Origin of the sequence: Nocardiopsis sp. LDBS0036, assembly GCF_041228755.1 — a bacterium.
Classification (GTDB): Bacteria; Actinomycetota; Actinomycetes; order Streptosporangiales; family Streptosporangiaceae; genus Nocardiopsis; species Nocardiopsis dassonvillei.
This window is the reverse complement of record NZ_CP141103.1, coordinates 495,881-509,991: the sequence shown is the minus strand read 5'-3', so window position 1 is coordinate 509,991 and position 14,111 is coordinate 495,881. Positions and strand designations below refer to the sequence as shown.

Sequence of the window (14,111 nt, the reverse complement as noted above, 5' to 3'; positions counted from 1 at the left end):
CCACCCCATGCGCAACATCCCCGTCGCCGAGGTGGACTCCATCGACCGGCCCGTCCTGGCGATCGGCACCGACTACCCGCCCGAGCACGTGCTGCCCGCTCACCGGCACCGGCGGGCGCAGTTCCTCTACGGGGCGACGGGGGTGATGCGGGTCCAGACCGCGGACGGGGAGTGGACCGTGCCGCCGCACCGGGCCGTGCTGATCCCGGCCGGGACCGATCATCGGGTGGTCATGACGGAGGTGAGCACGCGCAGCCTGTACCTGGAGCCGAGCGCGGTCGCGTGGTTCCCGGGGCGCTGCCAGGTGGTGGAGGTGTCGCCGCTGCTCAGGGAACTGCTGTTGACGACGGTGGACCTGGAGCCGCGCTACTCCCCGCACGGCAGGGACGCGGCGGTGTTCGCGCTGGTGCTGCACGAACTGCGTCGGCTCGTGCCGTTGCCGCTGGATCTGCCGCTGCCCGGGCACGAGGGGTTGAGGCGGATGTGCGAGGAGTTCCTCGGGGCGCCGGACGTGCACGATCCGCCCGCACGGTGGGCGGGACGGTTGCACGTCAGCGAGCGGACGGTGCACCGGCTCTTCCGGGCGGAGACGGGCATGAGCTTCGCGCGGTGGCGGCAGCGGGCCTGCGTGCTGCACGCGCTGCCGCTGTTGGCCAGAGGTGAGCCGGTGACCAGGGTGGCGATGGAGTTGGGGTACGAGAGCCCGTCGGCGTTCTCCACGATGTTCCTGCGCGTGCTGGGGTCATCGCCCCGGGACTACGCGGCCGGACAGTGAGCGGCCCCGCCCGGTGCGTCTGGGCGGGGCCGGTCGTGTCTGTGGACTACTGGGCGCGAACGGCGCTGACCAGGGCCGTCCACTCGACGGTGGGGGTCGCGAGGTGGCCGAGCGACCGGTTCTGGGTGTCGCGCACTAGGACGGCCGCCTGGTCGCGGCGGGCCTCCACGCAATCGCCGCCCTCGCCGTTGCTGTAGCTGGACTTACTCCAACCCTCAGTCATCATGTGATGCTGCCTCGAATCTCTTCCATGCGGGACCGTGACGAGGGCACCGGCAGGGCGGCGCTCCTCAGCTCCGCGAATATCCGGTCGTAGCTTGCCACAACGTCCGGCTGCTTCAGTGACACCCCTGTCCTCTGGCTTTCGATATAGGCGAATGTGCTCGAATCAGGCACGTCGATCAGCCTAAAGGACCCGAACAGACCTGGATGTCCCTCGGTCGCGATCGGCACGATCTGGAGGTTCACTCGCGGGCGATGGGACTGGTCAATGAGGTGATCGATCTGTTCCTTCATCACCTCCGGCTTCCGGAACCGTCGCAGCAGCACCACCTCGTCCAGGAGCACCGTGATCGTCGGCGGGTGGGGCCGGTCCAGGATCTGTTGTCGGTACTTCCTGGCCTTGACGATCTGGTCGATGGCCTCCGTGGTGGCTTCGGGGTTGGAGAGTTCACTGATGGCCCGCACGTACTCCTCGACCTGGAACAGTCCAGGAACCAGGCCGTAGGAGTAGTCGCGGATCTTGAGAGCCATCTGCTCCGCCTCGGCCACCTCGCGAAAATACGCGGTCACCCCAACTCCGGAGAACACCGCGTCCCACGCGTCCACGAGCATGCCCCGGGCGGTAAGGGCTTTGTCGAGTCGTACTACTGGATCTCTCCGCGTCCCCTTTTTCCCGCGTTCCAAATCGCTGACGGTGCTCTGTGACACCATAGCCAGGGAAGCGAGTTCCTGCTGAGTAAGACCCGCCTGACCTCGGAGTTTGCGGAGCAACTTGCCGAAACGAAGCTGTGCAGCCTTGTCGGCATCTTCTTCTTGCACCATCACACCACCAGGCCAACCAAAAATATCGCTGGCCATAGAATTTTTACCGTCTTAGGTAATAAGCATAGCGCCAAAGACAGACCAGTTGGCAAGGTTCGTGACGAAGCAAATACAGAAAGCTTCGCAGCCCATATCGGGCCAAATATCTACAAGGGCACGAAAAAGCCCCGGAGACCGAAGGTGAGAGCGATCTCCGAGGCAGAGTGCCCCACCCCGAATACCCGAGGTGAGACATGAACAAGCCTATCGTCCAGGCCCCGACGCTTCCACGCCGACTGTGCGGAACCGCCACCAAATCAGGCATTCTGCTCGGCCCCGAACTCGGCCACGTCAAGATCGCCCGCCGCTGGGCCGCCCAAGCCACCCGCTCCCGCCCCAGCCTGGCCGAACCCGTCAGCATCACCGTCTCCGAGCTGGTCACGAACACCCTGCGCCACTCGGCCTCCGGGCTCCCCGGCGGCACCATCCGCGTCGAGATCGAGCGCACCTCACGCCACCTCGAACTCCGGGTCACCGACAACGGCTCCCGCCCCGGAGACGAACCCAGCTTCCCGGTCGTGCCCGACCCCGAACCCCTGCGCCCCAGCGGCAACGGGCTACGCCTGGTCGAGGCCCTGTGCTCCTACTGGGACTGGAAGCAGCACTCGTGCGGCGCGATCACGGTCCGCGCCGTCTTCCCCTGGTAACCCGCTCCCCGGCAGGCGAGCCCTTCCAGACTCCGCACCACCCGACCTGTCCCCCGGGCCGGTGCGGACGGGCCGGTGCCCTGCGCACCAGCCCGAAGCCCCGCCTCCTCCTTCCCCGGGGAGGCGGGGCCACCCGATCGACCACTCACACCACACCGGACACGGAAAGCCCCTCATGCCCGACTACAGCTACCTCCTCGACGGCCGCCCCGACGTCTTCACACCCAGCGAAGTCGCCGCCCTGTTCAACATCCGCCCCCGCAGCCTCCACCGAGGCCAATGGGACAACGTCCTCAAACCCTTCCGCACCCCCGGCGGAGCACGCCGCTACCCCAAAGAACACATCGCGGCACTCCTCAACCAGCCGGATGAGTCCGCCCCCGCCCCCTGAAACCGTCACGAGCCGATCCGCGCATCCGATACAGCCTGCCTCCCCTGCCGACATCCCGTGAACAACACCGTCTCGGCCGCACCGCGAAAGCTCCCCGGTTCCGTGGACACCATCCGAGCGGAACCGGGAAACCCCCGCCCTGTCCTGGCGCGAGGTGTCCGAGCGAAAGGAATGCCCTATGTCCCCCGAGAGCCTCTCAACGCTGTTGGAATCACCAGATGGAGAGTCCCGCGCGCAGATCACCCGCCTCGGTGACGCCTTCCCACTGGTCCCTTGTCCAACTGCTCCCTTGTCCAACGAGGAGCCCCAACCGGGATCCGACCGTAGGTTCTACGGCGAGCGGGCACTGGCCATAGTCGTTACACACATAAAGCGCGATGCCCCTGACGCCGGAGGCGGGTCCTTGGGATAGTGACAGCCCACCACCGTCTCAGGAGGACCACATGCACGTGATCTGCGACCACCCCGGCTGGACCACCACTGCTTCGGGCCGCCAACGCACGGTGTGCACCGAGCACGGCGTCTGGACCGCGACGGCTGGCGCGGATCTGCCGGTGGCCCCCTTGGGCAAGGGCTCCGGTCCGGCACCGGTCGTGGACACCTACTTCCCTGATGCCCTGGGATCGCAGTGCCCCAGTGCCCTGAGTGAAGCACTGCTGGCTCAGGGGCCAGTGCGGCGGCTGCGCACCCCTGACCTGTGGGAGGCCCTGGCCACAGCGATCATCCGCCAGGTGATCCGGGCCGACCAGGCACGAAAGATGTTCGCCCGGTTCTGCGACGCCCACGGTGCTCGATTCGCCGACGGTCCTGCGGCCTTCCCCCGCCCCGAGACGGTACTAACCCTGACCGAAAACGACTTCGCTGAGCTGGGGATGGCCTTCAAACGCCGCCCGCTGCTCGCGGCCGCTGAGGCCTACCTGGAGTTTGGGGCCAAGTGGGCCGACCTGGCCCCCGAGGACCTGGTGGCGGAGGTACAGGCAGTGCCCCGCATAGGCCCCTGGACCGCGGGGGCGGCCGTCGCTGACGTCACCGGCGACTTCTCCCTCTACCCCTACGGCGACCTGGCCGTGCGCACCTGGGCCGCCCGGGTGGTCCCCGACGTCGCCTGGCCCACCGACGAATCCACCTTCGCTCACTGGTGGCGGTCTTTCACCGCCACACCTCATCAGCTTTCCACTCTGACGGTGCTCACCCTCGCACTGGGAGGATCCCGTGGACAGGACCCAGCCCCCTCATGATCTGATCAGCGGACACCGTCCCAGGCAGTCCCTCGATCTGCTGCTCGTCAACGCTCCCCTGCGCGACTACGCCATCAGGCCGCGGGTCAACGACTTCACGTTGCCGGTACTGGGAATGGGCTACATCGCCACCTACGCCGCCCAGCGCGGCGGGTTCAACGTCGGGGTCCTGGACGCCGAAGCGCTCGGGCTGCCCGTCGCCGACGTCGTTGGAACGGTGAACACCGTCCGCCCCCGGTGGGTCGGGTTCAACCTTCTCGCTCCCACCTACGAGGTCTCCGCGACGATCGCCGCGGCCCTGCATCCAGACATCAAGGTCATGCTCGGCGGCCACCAGGCCAAGGCGATGCCGGTCGAAATCCTCACCGACCCGCGCATGGCCCGCTGTGAGGCCCTGGTCATCGGCGAGGGCGAGACCCGCACCGTCGAACTCCTCCACGACCACCGCTCCCGGGGCGACCTGCCCGGGGTGATGTGGCTTGATCCGGTCCTGAAGACTCCGGTGACCGGTGGCCGACCGGGTCAGAACCACCACCTGGCGCCCGACATCGACACGATGCCGTTCGTCGACCGGGCCTTTCTCACCCAGGATCCGCACTTGGAGGCGGACAGGTGGGAAGCCAACATGGTCGGCGCCCGGGGCTGCCCCTACGACTGCTCCTTCTGTGGCGCCGCGGTGTCGGCCAATCCGGACGTGACCATCCGCGTTCGCTCGGCCGAGAACGTGGTCGCCGAGATGGAACACCTGCGCGCCACCCTCGGGGTGACCGCGTTCCGGTTCGTCGACGACCTCTTCCTCGGGGCCCGACGCGTCATTCGCACGATGACGGACGGCTTCTCCCAGCACCGCGTGGGTGAGTGGGCGGTGTGGGACGCCACCGGGCGCATCAACGTGCTCGCCCGCGAAGGCGACGACGTCCTGGACAAATTGGTGGCCAACGGTCTGCGCGAGGTGGCGCTGGGGATCGAGTCGGGGTCCGAACGGATGCTGGCCTACATCGACAAACGCATCACCCAGGACATGATCCGCTCAACCGTCACCCGGCTCGTGAACCGGGGGATCGACGTGAAGGGTTACTTCATCCTCGGCTTTCCCACTGAGACCCGCACCGAGATGGTCCAGACCGTGGACCTGGTCCGCCAGCTGTGGGACCTGACCGAGAACGCACCCGGCCGCTTCCGTTCCTCAGTGTTCGAGTTCCGTCCCTACCCCGGTACTCCCGAGTGGCACCGCCTCATGGCCACCGGCCGTCACACGCCTGCCGAGCTGATGGACTACACCCCGATCGACCTGACCGAGCAGGGCGTCGACGAGGCCATGCGAGCAAGAGACGAGTTCAACTTCTCCTCCAACATCCAGTTCGGTGAAGCGTCCGTGGACGAGGTACGAGCCGCACTAGTCGAGCTGTCCCGTGGCGAGCACGGACGAAGGGCGGCAGGGATATGACGGGATTGTTCGTGGTCTTCGACGGACCCGGCGGCGCCGGGAAGTCCACCACGGTCGCCGCAGTGGGCGAACGGTTGGCCGCTGACGGGTTGCCGGTAGTAGCCACCACCCAGCCCTCGCGAGGGGTGATCGGGCAGCTCGCACGCGGCGCCACCCATGAACTCAGCGGATTGACGTTGGCGTGCCTGGTCGCAGCGGACCGCTACCACCACCTGGACACCTTGATCCGGCCCGCGCTGGCCCGGGGCGAACTCGTGCTGTGCGACCGTTACACCGCGTCCTCACTCGTTCTACAGGCGGGCCTGGACCAGGTGCCCGAGGGCTTCGTCCGAGCGCTCAACAGCTACGCCCCCTCCCCCGACCTCCAGGTGATCCTCACAGCCCCCACCCAGGAACTACGAGAACGCTTAACCGTGCGCGGATCACACGGCCGGTTCGAAGACGACCCGACCAGCGCCGCGCGGGAGGTCGACCTGTACGACCAGGTTGCTCAACAGCTGCTCCGCGAAGGGATACCCACCGAAGTCGTGGACACCTCTACCGGGGTGGAGCAGGTGGCGTCACACCTCAGCGACCTCATCAGGGCGCTATGGTCACAGGGCCAAGCCGCCGCCTGAGAGAGGTTCCCCGCCCGTGCCGCCCTACACCAGCGTCGTCGATGTCCACATCATCCTGCACCAGGCAGATGAGATCGCCCTGCTGGAACGGCAGAACACCGGCTACTGCGACGGAATGCTGCACCTGCCCTCCGGGCACCTGGAGGCAGGCGAGCCCATCCACCAGGCCGCGGTACGGGAAGCCCACGAGGAGGTCGGGGTCGTGATCGACCCCGACCATCTGGAACTGGCGACGGTGGTCCACCACCTACAGGAGCCCGGCCACGCCCGTGTGGGGGCGTTCTTCGTGGCCACCCGGTGGCGGGGCGAACCCCACAACGCCGAACCGTCCGAGGCGGGCAAGCTCGTGTGGGCCGACCCGAACGTGCTGCCGTCCAACACCATCCCCTACCCCGCCGCAGGCGTTCGGGCCTGGCTGGAAGGGGCCCGGTTCGTGCCGCACGGCTGGTGAAGCCGTCAGGCCGTCGCGGCGCGCACGAGGGTGTCGTAGGTGTCGGTGGTGCGTTCCAGGGTCACGTCGAGCCCTCGCGCCCACGCGTCGAGTTCGGCCTGGGCGGCCAGGCCGTCGCGGTCGTCGTCGACCACCAGTTCCAGTTCGACGAAGGCGCCCAGGCCCTCGACCAGGTCCACGCACACCCCGATGAGCCCTGTGGTGCCGGTGCGACGGTGCTTGACGATGCGCACCGTGGGTTCGTAGCCCAGCGCCAGCAGGGCGCCGTGCATCTGCTCGCGGTCGGCGACGATGGTCTCGTACTCCACGCACTCCATGGCGTTGGCCAGCGGGGTCTTGGTGGTCAGCAGGTGCACGCTATCCTGGGTGCGCACACGGGCGAAGGTGTGGCCGACCTTGCCCAACTCCGGCCGCCAGCCAGCGGGGGCGTAGGCCTGGTCGTCCTGGTAGGCGGGGTCGCTCATGTACACCCCGGCCTGTTTGAGCGCGGCCAGCAGCGCTTCGAGATCGGCCACCCGGTACTTCGTCTCGATCTCCCTCATCACAGGCCCCTTGCGTCTCAGTGTCACCATCCCGGTGAGCGTACCGAGACCGCGCCCCACCAGGCGGGAGTTTCCCAAGACAGGCCCATCCCCGCGTGCGCGGGGCTCACGCCATCGCCACGCCCGACATCGTCCCCGGCTGCGGTCCATCCCCGCGTACGCGGGGCTCACTACGACGACGTGCTCCCCGACGACTTCATCGGCGGTCCATCCCCGCGTGCGCGGGGCTCACTGGGCGTCGGGGGTTGAGGGTCGGCAGTTCCTCGGTCCATCCCCGCGTGCGCGGGGCTCACTGCGGCACCTGCGGAAACACGTACACCAACCCCGGTCCATCCCCGCGTGCGCGGGGCTCACCTAAGGCGCGTGGAAGCCCGGGGACGCGCTTCGGTCCATCCCCGCGTGCGCGGGGCTCACCAGCCCGCAGAGCGGCACGCGATCCCGCTGCGCGGTCCATCCCCGCGTGCGCGGGGCTCACCGCACGCGGAGCTTGAACATGGCCGTGCCCGACGGTCCATCCCCGCGTGCGCGGGGCTCACTCCGCGCCGGAACCCCGGCCGGTCCGGTGAGCCGGTCCATCCCCGCGTGCGCGGGGCTCACCAGCCCGCAGAGCGGCACGCGATCCCGCTGCGCGGTCCATCCCCGCGTGCGCGGGGCTCACCGCACGCGGAGCTTGAACATGGCCGTGCCCGACGGTCCATCCCCGCGTGCGCGGGGCTCACTCCGCGCCGGAACCCCGGCCGGTCCGGTGAGCCGGTCCATCCCCGCGTGCGCGGGGCTCACCACGCGAGGCGGCCCTCGTGGTCGCACCGGCCCGGTCCATCCCCGCGTGCGCGGGGCTCACGCTTAACGACCTGCGACAACGCGGGCCGTTATCTCCCCGCAACCTTGACTCAGGACATACTGAGCGCTCTTGACCTAGACGTACATCCTCACACAACGCACGGACGCCTGCGAGATCGCGAACCTGAACTACTGGGCGTACCGGCTCGGCGAGATCAGCGACCCGCAGCTCGCGGACACGTTCATGGTTGAACTCGACCTGGATGCTTGGCACGGCGACCGGCTGCTCAAGCACCTCACCAGACGCCTCACCCCGATCAACACCTATGCCGACGTCGTGTGCCACACCCTGTGGGCGCTCATCATCCGCAAGCCGTCCCTGCTGAACACCCGGGCCGCCGGAGAACTGGTCGGAGCCGTGTCGCAGATCCTCGACTCGACCATGCTCTCTCCTCGGTCACGGCGAGAGTTGGAGGAGGTCCTCTACGCTCTACGGATGATCCACCGACGCTAGAGAGGGCCCCGATGGGTGACGAGCAGGACGTGCGGGCACTGGACTACCTGTACGAGGTGGGGCTGCTGAAGCGCTACAAGCGCACCGGGTGGGTGGTGGCAGGGGTGCCCGCGCCGGAGTCGATCGCGGACCACTCGCACCGGACCGCCGTCGTGGCCGCGGTCATCGCGGAACTGGAAGGCGCGGACCCGCAGCGGGCGGCGTTCCTGGCGCTGTTCCACGACACGCAGGAGACCCGGCTGACCGACATCCCCTACATCGGGAAGCGCTACCTCAAGGCCGCGTCCAACGCCGAGGTGACCGCCGACCAGACGACGGGTATGCCGGAAGGGCTGGCGCGGCTGATCGGCGACGCGGAAGCCGAGTACGAGGCCCGCGAGACGGCCGAGGCGGTGTGCGCCAAGGACGCTGACAAGCTGGAGTGCCTCCTCCAGGCCGTGGAGTACCGGGAACAGGGCACGGACACCCAGGCGTGGATCGACACGTCCCTGGCAGCACTGCGAACGGCGTCGGCGCAGCGACTCGGCAAGCTCGCGCTGGAGCGGGCTTCGCTGGCGTGGATGCATGAGGCTCGGGATTCCAAGCCCGCGAGGTAACGCGGAAGGCCCCACCCGCATGCGGGGGTGGCGCGTTGAGCCGCTCTGTTCCTCACGGATCACCTTGAGCTGACGGCGAACCCGGGACGCGGAGAGCCTCACCGCCTCGCCGATGTCCTCGGCGGACGCCCCTCAGATGCGCGTCCGGGTGCGCGTCCGGGTGCGTGAGAATGCGCGCGCGGGACGTCTCGCCGCTCATCCTGGCCGCGCGCACCGCACCCGTGGGCGCGTCCGGAGCGGCCGGAGCCGGGCGGGGCGCGCGTCGCCCCGACCTTTCTCGCCCCCGCGGTTCACATGCTCCCCGATGTCGCGCACCCCACGCGCGGCCGAGCGCCACCCCGACCGGTTCCCCACCGCCACCCTGCTGGTCGGCGGCCCTGGGCGCGCACAGCAGATCCGGCGCCGCGCCCGCCCTGCTGCGAGAAGGGCTGTGGCCAGTGCACCCGTTCGCCGACCCCGACATGGTCGAACTCGGCGAGCAGCTTTCCTTCGCCTGGCGAGAGCTGAAGCAGCTTCAGCGGAGGCGCATGGCCGCACTCGGCATGAGCGACGACGTCGTGCACCCGGCCGAACGCGAGTCCTTCGCGGAGGTCATCCAGCACGCCCTGATCTCCCATGCGCCGCCCCTGTTCGCCCATATGCTGGCCGACGGATCGCCCCTGTTCGATGACGGGCTGGTCGACCCCGATGGGCTGCGGGCCGCGGCCGAGCGGCTGTCCGCCGAGCACTACCAGGAGGAGCGGGAGTCGAAGCTCCTGGAAGTCCTGAGCCTGCACCTGTCCGCGACCGCCTTCCTGCGCTGAGAGGATCCCGACCATGTTCACCATGCGTCCCGCCACCGAGGCCGACACCAGCGCGGTCGCGTCGGTCATCACCGCTCGCTGCGACTGGATGGAGGAGCGCGGACTGGAGTCGTGGCGCGAGGCCGTCGCCGATCTCGCCGGGCAGGCCGCGGCCGGGTTCATGTGGGTGCTCGAAGACGAAGACCGGGTCGTCGGGTGCACGACGGTGACCGAGCACGCGCCGCCGAAGGACTGGACCCCCGACGAGGCCGACGAGCCGAGCCTGTACCTGTTCTCCACCTGCACCCACCCCGACTACCGGGAGCACAAGCCGGGCACCCTGATCGACCTGTGGGCGGTGGACCGGGCGGCGCGAGAGGAACGCCAGTGGGTGCGGCAAGGGTGCTTCTTCCCCGAGCTGGCGAAGTACTACCAGGAGCAGGGGTTCACGCTCATCCGCGAGATGGACCGGACCTCGGGGCACCTGTACCTGCTCGCGCGCCGCGCCGAGCGCCTCGACCTCGGTCAGCTCGGCATGACGGAGAACCCCGCCGTCTAACCTCGGGCACAGCGAACAAACCCCACCTCTCTCTTGGGAGGTGGGGTTCTCTGCGTCCGCCGCCCCGAGGACACCACGCTTCGCCACGAACGCACAGTGGCCACTCACGGTCACCGGTCCATCCCCGCGTGCGCGGGGCTCACGGGGACGTGGCCATGGAGGCGATGCGGAAAGCCGGTCCATCCCCGCGTGCGCGGGGCTCACCTGCTCAAGGGTCGCAGGGTGAAGCAGTTCAGCGGTTCATCCCCGCGTGCGCGGGGCTCACAGGATGCGGTGCAACGCGAGGTAGTCGTCCTGCGGTTCATCCCCGCGTGCGCGGGGCTCACGAGCAGGTGCCTGATCAGGGAGTCGCGTCCGCCGGTCCATCCCCGCGTGCGCGGGGCTCACGGCGCGATGACGTCGATGAAGCGGGCAGCGGGCGGTCCATCCCCGCGTGCGCGGGGCTCACCCCTCGTTGGCAACCTGGTGGACGACCCCGAGCGGTCCATCCCCGCGTGCGCGGGGCTCACGCTTAACGACCTGCGGCAATGCGGGCCGTTATCTCGCCACAACCTTGGCCCTGGACATGCTGAGCACTCCCGGCTTCGACGTACATCCTCACACAGTGCACGGCGGCGCTCATCCCCACTACTGCGCCGGGCACACAGGCGTTCCATGCCTGGGCTGCGGTCGCAGGCCCCCGGCCCGGAGAAACAGCCCTGAAGAGCAGGATGAGCAAGACGAGAAGGTCAGGGCGATACGGGGTGATCCCAGTGCTGTCCCAGGGCCGCACACACCACCCGGCAGGAATCCTGACCCGCGCCGCCTTGCAGGGCAAAGCTCTCCAGACCCGGGAGCCCGGCGCCCCGCAGCAGCCGGTAGGCGTGCCCCAACTCCTCGCCCAAGGCGCGATCACCGCCGCCGGTGGCGGTGCCGTCCGGCCACACGTACGCCCACGCCTGCCCAACACCCATCCACACGATCCGTCCGGGCTCACCCCGGAAGGGCCTCAGCCCTGTTCCCAGACGAACCCCGGGCATCATCAACATCAGCTGGGTCATCATCCCCGAGCCGATGAGTTCCACCGATCCGACGGGAAGGTCGGCAGCCGGAGTCGGTTGCTGCCCGAGGCCGGGGAAGGGAAGGTCACCCGGGCGCTGCGTGCGGTCGCGCATGAACGCGGCCTCGCGCACGAACGGCCCCGACCCGCGCCCCTCGCGAACGGAAAGGGCGACGATCGGCGTGCTGTGGGCGGCCGGGTGCGGACTCCAGGGAAGCACGAGCACCGCACTCTCAGCGGCGGCGAACCACCCGTCCGGTATCCAGGTCGCCGCGCAGGTGGCGATGACCGCGTCGTACACCTCCTCGGGAGGCGGCTCGGCGGCGGTGCGGACGGTGACGCCGGTTCCGGTCAGCCGCTCCCGGGCCAGGGCCGCCACACCGGGGTCGATCTCGATGCTGGTGACAGACCCCTTCTCCCCCACGAGGGAGGCCAGGATCGCGGCGTTCCACCCGGTGCCGGTGCCGACCTCCAGAACCCGCATGCCCTCGCTGATCCCGGCCGCGGCGATCATGTCCGCCATCACCTGGGGCGCTGACGACGAAGAACTGGGCTCGTTGCGCGGCCCCGAACCGCCGTCGTTGGCCTGGGTGGTAACCGCGTCGGAGCCGTACACCAGACGCGTCCACCGGCCAGGATCGGAGGTCCGGTGCAGGGGCAGGCCGGTCGCGTCAGGCCAGACCAGATCAGGGATGAACAGGTGGCGGGGATGGGCCGCGAACGCGTCTCGGATCGTGGCGGTGGTGTCCAGACGCTCCACCAGGGCGGTGTGAAGCGCGTCGAGGTCATCCGTCACGTCTCCCCCGTTCCCTTGCAGCCGCTGCACGTGACCACCTGGCGGTGTGTCCGACCGCCGCCGCTGCCGTCTCCGTCGGACTCGATCACTACGGTGCCTTCACCTTTGCGGATGGAGCGCTGGGCCACGGGTGGCTCCTGTCAGCGTCGGGGGTGCTGTTGGTCCACCCGAACGCCAGGAGATGGGTGCGGGTGTGGCCGATTAGCCTTCCCCGCCTGTCCCGTCACGGCTACGGTGAGCATCCATGGAGACCTCCACAGACCGCACCCGTATCCAACCGTCCGGGATCTGCCGCCGGGACCACCACCGGTGGCGGCACGACCCGCCGGGCGGGAAGCGGTTGCTGTGCACCCGGTGCAAGTCGATGTCGATGACGAACTACGGCGCGTGCCGGGAGGATTGTGTGGACTGCCACCCCCCGGCCTGCGAGGTCGAAGGTCAGTAGTTCTTCGAGCTGATCGCTCCGCATCTGCTGCACTTGGCCGTGCCGTTGGGGCCGGATTGCCAGTCGTGCTGGCCCGCTGGGCAGTTGCCTGACATGACCACCTCCACACGGAGATGTACCCGGTAAGGATGTACGGGGTCGTGGCCGAATGCGGACAGGGGCGTCCGTGCGGGTCGGGTGTCCCTGTCGCGCTCCCCGGAGCCCGGTTCGCCTCCGCGTGCGCGGAGCTGCGGAGCTAGGGGAAACACTCTTGGCCTCGACGTACATCCTCACCCAGCACACGACACCACTCACCACTCACACCAGTGCGTCCGCGCGGACGGCCCGGGTAGGAGAACCACGCGGAAAGGCGGACGTTTTTCGCGCCACACCGCCGCCGCGGCGGGTGCGAACCCCCGCCGTAGGGCACGCTCTGCGGTGGGAGGGATCCGCCTCCCGCAGAACCCGCAGAACACGTCCCGCGACGAGAAGGCAGGAAACCATGGCCGATGACCCGATCCCCTCCCCCAAGGTCGCGGTGGGCGTCGACGGATCGGCGTCGGCGCGCGGAGCCCTGGAGTGGGCCGCGGCGGAGGCCGAGCTCAGGCAGCTACCCCTGTACGTCGTGCACGCCCTGTCCATGCCGCTGGTGATGTCGGTCTACGCCGGTCCCACCCGCTTCCCTCCCACGGAGGAGATGACCGCCCAGGGCCGCCGCATCCTGGAGGAGGCCGCCGAGCACGTGCGCTCGCTGCGGCCGGAGCTGCGCGTGGAGACCGCCCTGGGGCTGGAGGAACCGCCGCTGGCGCTGCTGCGCCGCACCGGCCACGGGGACCTGGTCGTCGTGGGTTCGCGCGGCATGGGGCCGGTGCGCTCGGTGCTCGCGGGCGCGGCCGGAATGCGGCTGGCCGCCAAGGCGCTCTGCCCGGTGGTCGTCGTCCCCGGCACCGAGGAGCGCGCGCCGCGACTGTCGGGTCCGCTGCGGATCGCGGTCGGCGTGGACGGCTCGGTGGACTCCCGGCGCGCACTGGACTTCGCCCTGCACCGGGCCGCGCTCCAGGAGGGCTCCTCGGTCGTGGTGGTGCACAGCTGGGAGGTTCCGCTGCCCTTCGCCACCGCCTCCCTGACCGAGTCGGGGTGGACCCCACCGGACGACCTGCTGGAACGCCAGTCCGAGGAACTCGTCTCGGGTGTGCTGGCCGAGGTGATGGACGACGCCACCGCCGATGTGGACATCTCCGCCGTGCGCACCCAGCGCAATCCGGTGGACGCGCTGGTGGAGGCCGCCGCCGAGGCCGACCTGGTGGTCGTGGGCTCGCGCGGCCGGGGCGGTGTGCGCGGCGCACTGCTGGGCTCGGTCAGCCAGGGCGTGATGCACAGTTCGCCGGTGCCCGTGGTCGTGGTGCCCCGGCACGCGGAGGAGGACTGAG

The 14,111-nt window shown here is 69.3% G+C and carries 16 protein-coding genes and 2 CRISPR repeat arrays; of the genes, 12 read left to right on the top strand and 4 right to left on the bottom strand.

Annotated elements, in window-relative coordinates:
* Nucleotides 1-7 precede the first annotated feature (7 nt).
* Nucleotides 8-775 carry a helix-turn-helix transcriptional regulator gene (locus UIS43_RS01970; protein WP_370012262.1) on the top strand — a complete coding sequence of 256 codons (768 nt, stop codon included), beginning with the start codon at nt 8-10 and terminating at the stop codon, nt 773-775.
* Nucleotides 776-821: 46 nt separating this feature from the next.
* Here UIS43_RS01970 and UIS43_RS01965 read toward each other — a convergent pair whose 3' ends face one another.
* Together UIS43_RS01965 and UIS43_RS01960 are read right to left on the bottom strand one after the other, a co-directional pair.
* Nucleotides 822-1,001 (bottom strand): DUF397 domain-containing protein, encoded by a 180-nt coding sequence (locus UIS43_RS01965; protein WP_071621905.1) that lies wholly within the window; start codon nt 999-1,001, stop codon nt 822-824.
* Nucleotides 998-1,855, bottom strand: a complete 858-nt coding sequence (locus UIS43_RS01960; RefSeq protein ID WP_370012261.1) for a helix-turn-helix domain-containing protein — start codon at nt 1,853-1,855, stop codon at nt 998-1,000. Before UIS43_RS01960 ends, UIS43_RS01965 begins: the two co-directional genes overlap by 4 nt.
* Nucleotides 1,856-2,052: 197 nt before the next feature.
* Between UIS43_RS01960 and UIS43_RS01955 the strand changes: the two genes are divergently transcribed.
* From UIS43_RS01955 to UIS43_RS01930, 6 genes are all read left to right on the top strand, one after another.
* Nucleotides 2,053-2,505 (top strand): ATP-binding protein, encoded by a 453-nt coding sequence (locus tag UIS43_RS01955; protein ID WP_370012260.1) that lies wholly within the window; start codon nt 2,053-2,055, stop codon nt 2,503-2,505.
* A gap of 175 nt (nt 2,506-2,680) precedes the next feature.
* Nucleotides 2,681-2,896: a helix-turn-helix domain-containing protein gene (locus UIS43_RS01950; RefSeq protein WP_370012259.1), complete on the top strand. Its 216-nt coding sequence runs from the start codon at nt 2,681-2,683 to the stop codon at nt 2,894-2,896.
* Between the two features lie 443 nt (nt 2,897-3,339).
* A complete protein-coding gene (locus UIS43_RS01945) occupies nt 3,340-4,134 on the top strand; it encodes a DNA-3-methyladenine glycosylase (protein ID WP_370012258.1) in 795 nt (264 codons plus the stop codon).
* Nucleotides 4,109-5,581: a radical SAM protein gene (locus UIS43_RS01940; RefSeq protein WP_370012257.1), complete on the top strand. Its 1,473-nt coding sequence runs from the start codon at nt 4,109-4,111 to the stop codon at nt 5,579-5,581. The genes UIS43_RS01945 and UIS43_RS01940 overlap by 26 nt, the downstream gene beginning before the upstream one ends.
* The gene (gene tmk / locus UIS43_RS01935) at nt 5,578-6,198 is read left to right on the top strand and encodes a dTMP kinase (RefSeq protein WP_174545865.1); all 621 of its coding nucleotides are present in this window, start codon (nt 5,578-5,580) and stop codon (nt 6,196-6,198) included. Before UIS43_RS01940 ends, tmk begins: the two co-directional genes overlap by 4 nt.
* 16 nt (nt 6,199-6,214) lie before the next feature.
* On the top strand, nt 6,215-6,649 hold the full coding sequence (locus tag UIS43_RS01930; RefSeq protein WP_370012256.1) for an NUDIX domain-containing protein: 435 nt from the start codon (nt 6,215-6,217) through the stop codon (nt 6,647-6,649).
* 5 nt (nt 6,650-6,654) lie between these two features.
* On the opposite strand, the gene UIS43_RS01925 is transcribed toward UIS43_RS01930, so the two are convergent.
* Nucleotides 6,655-7,191, bottom strand: coding sequence for a class IV adenylate cyclase (locus tag UIS43_RS01925; RefSeq protein ID WP_370012255.1), 537 nt, complete (start codon nt 7,189-7,191; stop codon nt 6,655-6,657).
* A gap of 81 nt (nt 7,192-7,272) precedes the next feature.
* A CRISPR array of direct repeats spans nt 7,273-8,032; the repeat unit is 29 nt; unit sequence CGGTCCATCCCCGCGTGCGCGGGGCTCAC.
* Nucleotides 8,033-8,215: 183 nt separating this feature from the next.
* Between UIS43_RS01925 and UIS43_RS01920 the strand changes: the two genes are divergently transcribed.
* From UIS43_RS01920 to UIS43_RS01905, 4 genes are all read left to right on the top strand, one after another.
* Complete coding sequence (locus UIS43_RS01920) at nt 8,216-8,485, top strand: hypothetical protein (protein WP_370012253.1); 270 nt, start codon at nt 8,216-8,218, stop codon at nt 8,483-8,485.
* 11 nt (nt 8,486-8,496) lie between these two features.
* Nucleotides 8,497-9,081 carry an HD family hydrolase gene (locus UIS43_RS01915; protein WP_370012252.1) on the top strand — a complete coding sequence of 195 codons (585 nt, stop codon included), beginning with the start codon at nt 8,497-8,499 and terminating at the stop codon, nt 9,079-9,081.
* Nucleotides 9,082-9,608: 527 nt separating this feature from the next.
* A complete protein-coding gene (locus UIS43_RS01910; RefSeq protein WP_370012251.1) occupies nt 9,609-9,884 on the top strand; it encodes a hypothetical protein in 276 nt (91 codons plus the stop codon).
* 13 nt (nt 9,885-9,897) lie between these two features.
* Nucleotides 9,898-10,422, top strand: a complete 525-nt coding sequence (locus tag UIS43_RS01905) for a GNAT family N-acetyltransferase (protein ID WP_370012249.1) — start codon at nt 9,898-9,900, stop codon at nt 10,420-10,422.
* Between the two features lie 114 nt (nt 10,423-10,536).
* A CRISPR array of direct repeats spans nt 10,537-10,931; the repeat unit is 24 nt; unit sequence CATCCCCGCGTGCGCGGGGCTCAC.
* Between the two features lie 219 nt (nt 10,932-11,150).
* Here the strand turns inward: UIS43_RS01905 and UIS43_RS01900 are convergent.
* Nucleotides 11,151-12,257, bottom strand: a complete 1,107-nt coding sequence (locus UIS43_RS01900) for a protein-L-isoaspartate O-methyltransferase (RefSeq protein WP_370012248.1) — start codon at nt 12,255-12,257, stop codon at nt 11,151-11,153.
* Between the two features lie 926 nt (nt 12,258-13,183).
* Here UIS43_RS01900 and UIS43_RS01895 point away from each other — a divergent pair.
* Nucleotides 13,184-14,110, top strand: coding sequence for a universal stress protein (locus tag UIS43_RS01895; protein WP_117197742.1), 927 nt, complete (start codon nt 13,184-13,186; stop codon nt 14,108-14,110).
* Nucleotide 14,111: the final 1 nt, after the last annotated feature.

Coding starts and splice junctions, on each gene's coding strand:
- UIS43_RS01970 (WP_370012262.1), top strand. CDS start 8: ATGCGCAACATCCCCGTCGCCGAGGTGGACTCCATCGACCGGCCCGTC.
- UIS43_RS01965 (WP_071621905.1), bottom strand. CDS start 1,001: ATGATGACTGAGGGTTGGAGTAAGTCCAGCTACAGCAACGGCGAGGGC.
- UIS43_RS01960 (WP_370012261.1), bottom strand. CDS start 1,855: ATGGCCAGCGATATTTTTGGTTGGCCTGGTGGTGTGATGGTGCAAGAA.
- UIS43_RS01955 (WP_370012260.1), top strand. CDS start 2,053: ATGAACAAGCCTATCGTCCAGGCCCCGACGCTTCCACGCCGACTGTGC.
- UIS43_RS01950 (WP_370012259.1), top strand. CDS start 2,681: ATGCCCGACTACAGCTACCTCCTCGACGGCCGCCCCGACGTCTTCACA.
- UIS43_RS01945 (WP_370012258.1), top strand. CDS start 3,340: ATGCACGTGATCTGCGACCACCCCGGCTGGACCACCACTGCTTCGGGC.
- tmk (WP_174545865.1), top strand. CDS start 5,578: ATGACGGGATTGTTCGTGGTCTTCGACGGACCCGGCGGCGCCGGGAAG.
- UIS43_RS01925 (WP_370012255.1), bottom strand. CDS start 7,191: ATGAGGGAGATCGAGACGAAGTACCGGGTGGCCGATCTCGAAGCGCTG.
- UIS43_RS01920 (WP_370012253.1), top strand. CDS start 8,216: ATGGTTGAACTCGACCTGGATGCTTGGCACGGCGACCGGCTGCTCAAG.
- UIS43_RS01915 (WP_370012252.1), top strand. CDS start 8,497: ATGGGTGACGAGCAGGACGTGCGGGCACTGGACTACCTGTACGAGGTG.
- UIS43_RS01910 (WP_370012251.1), top strand. CDS start 9,609: ATGGCCGCACTCGGCATGAGCGACGACGTCGTGCACCCGGCCGAACGC.
- UIS43_RS01905 (WP_370012249.1), top strand. CDS start 9,898: ATGTTCACCATGCGTCCCGCCACCGAGGCCGACACCAGCGCGGTCGCG.
- UIS43_RS01895 (WP_117197742.1), top strand. CDS start 13,184: ATGGCCGATGACCCGATCCCCTCCCCCAAGGTCGCGGTGGGCGTCGAC.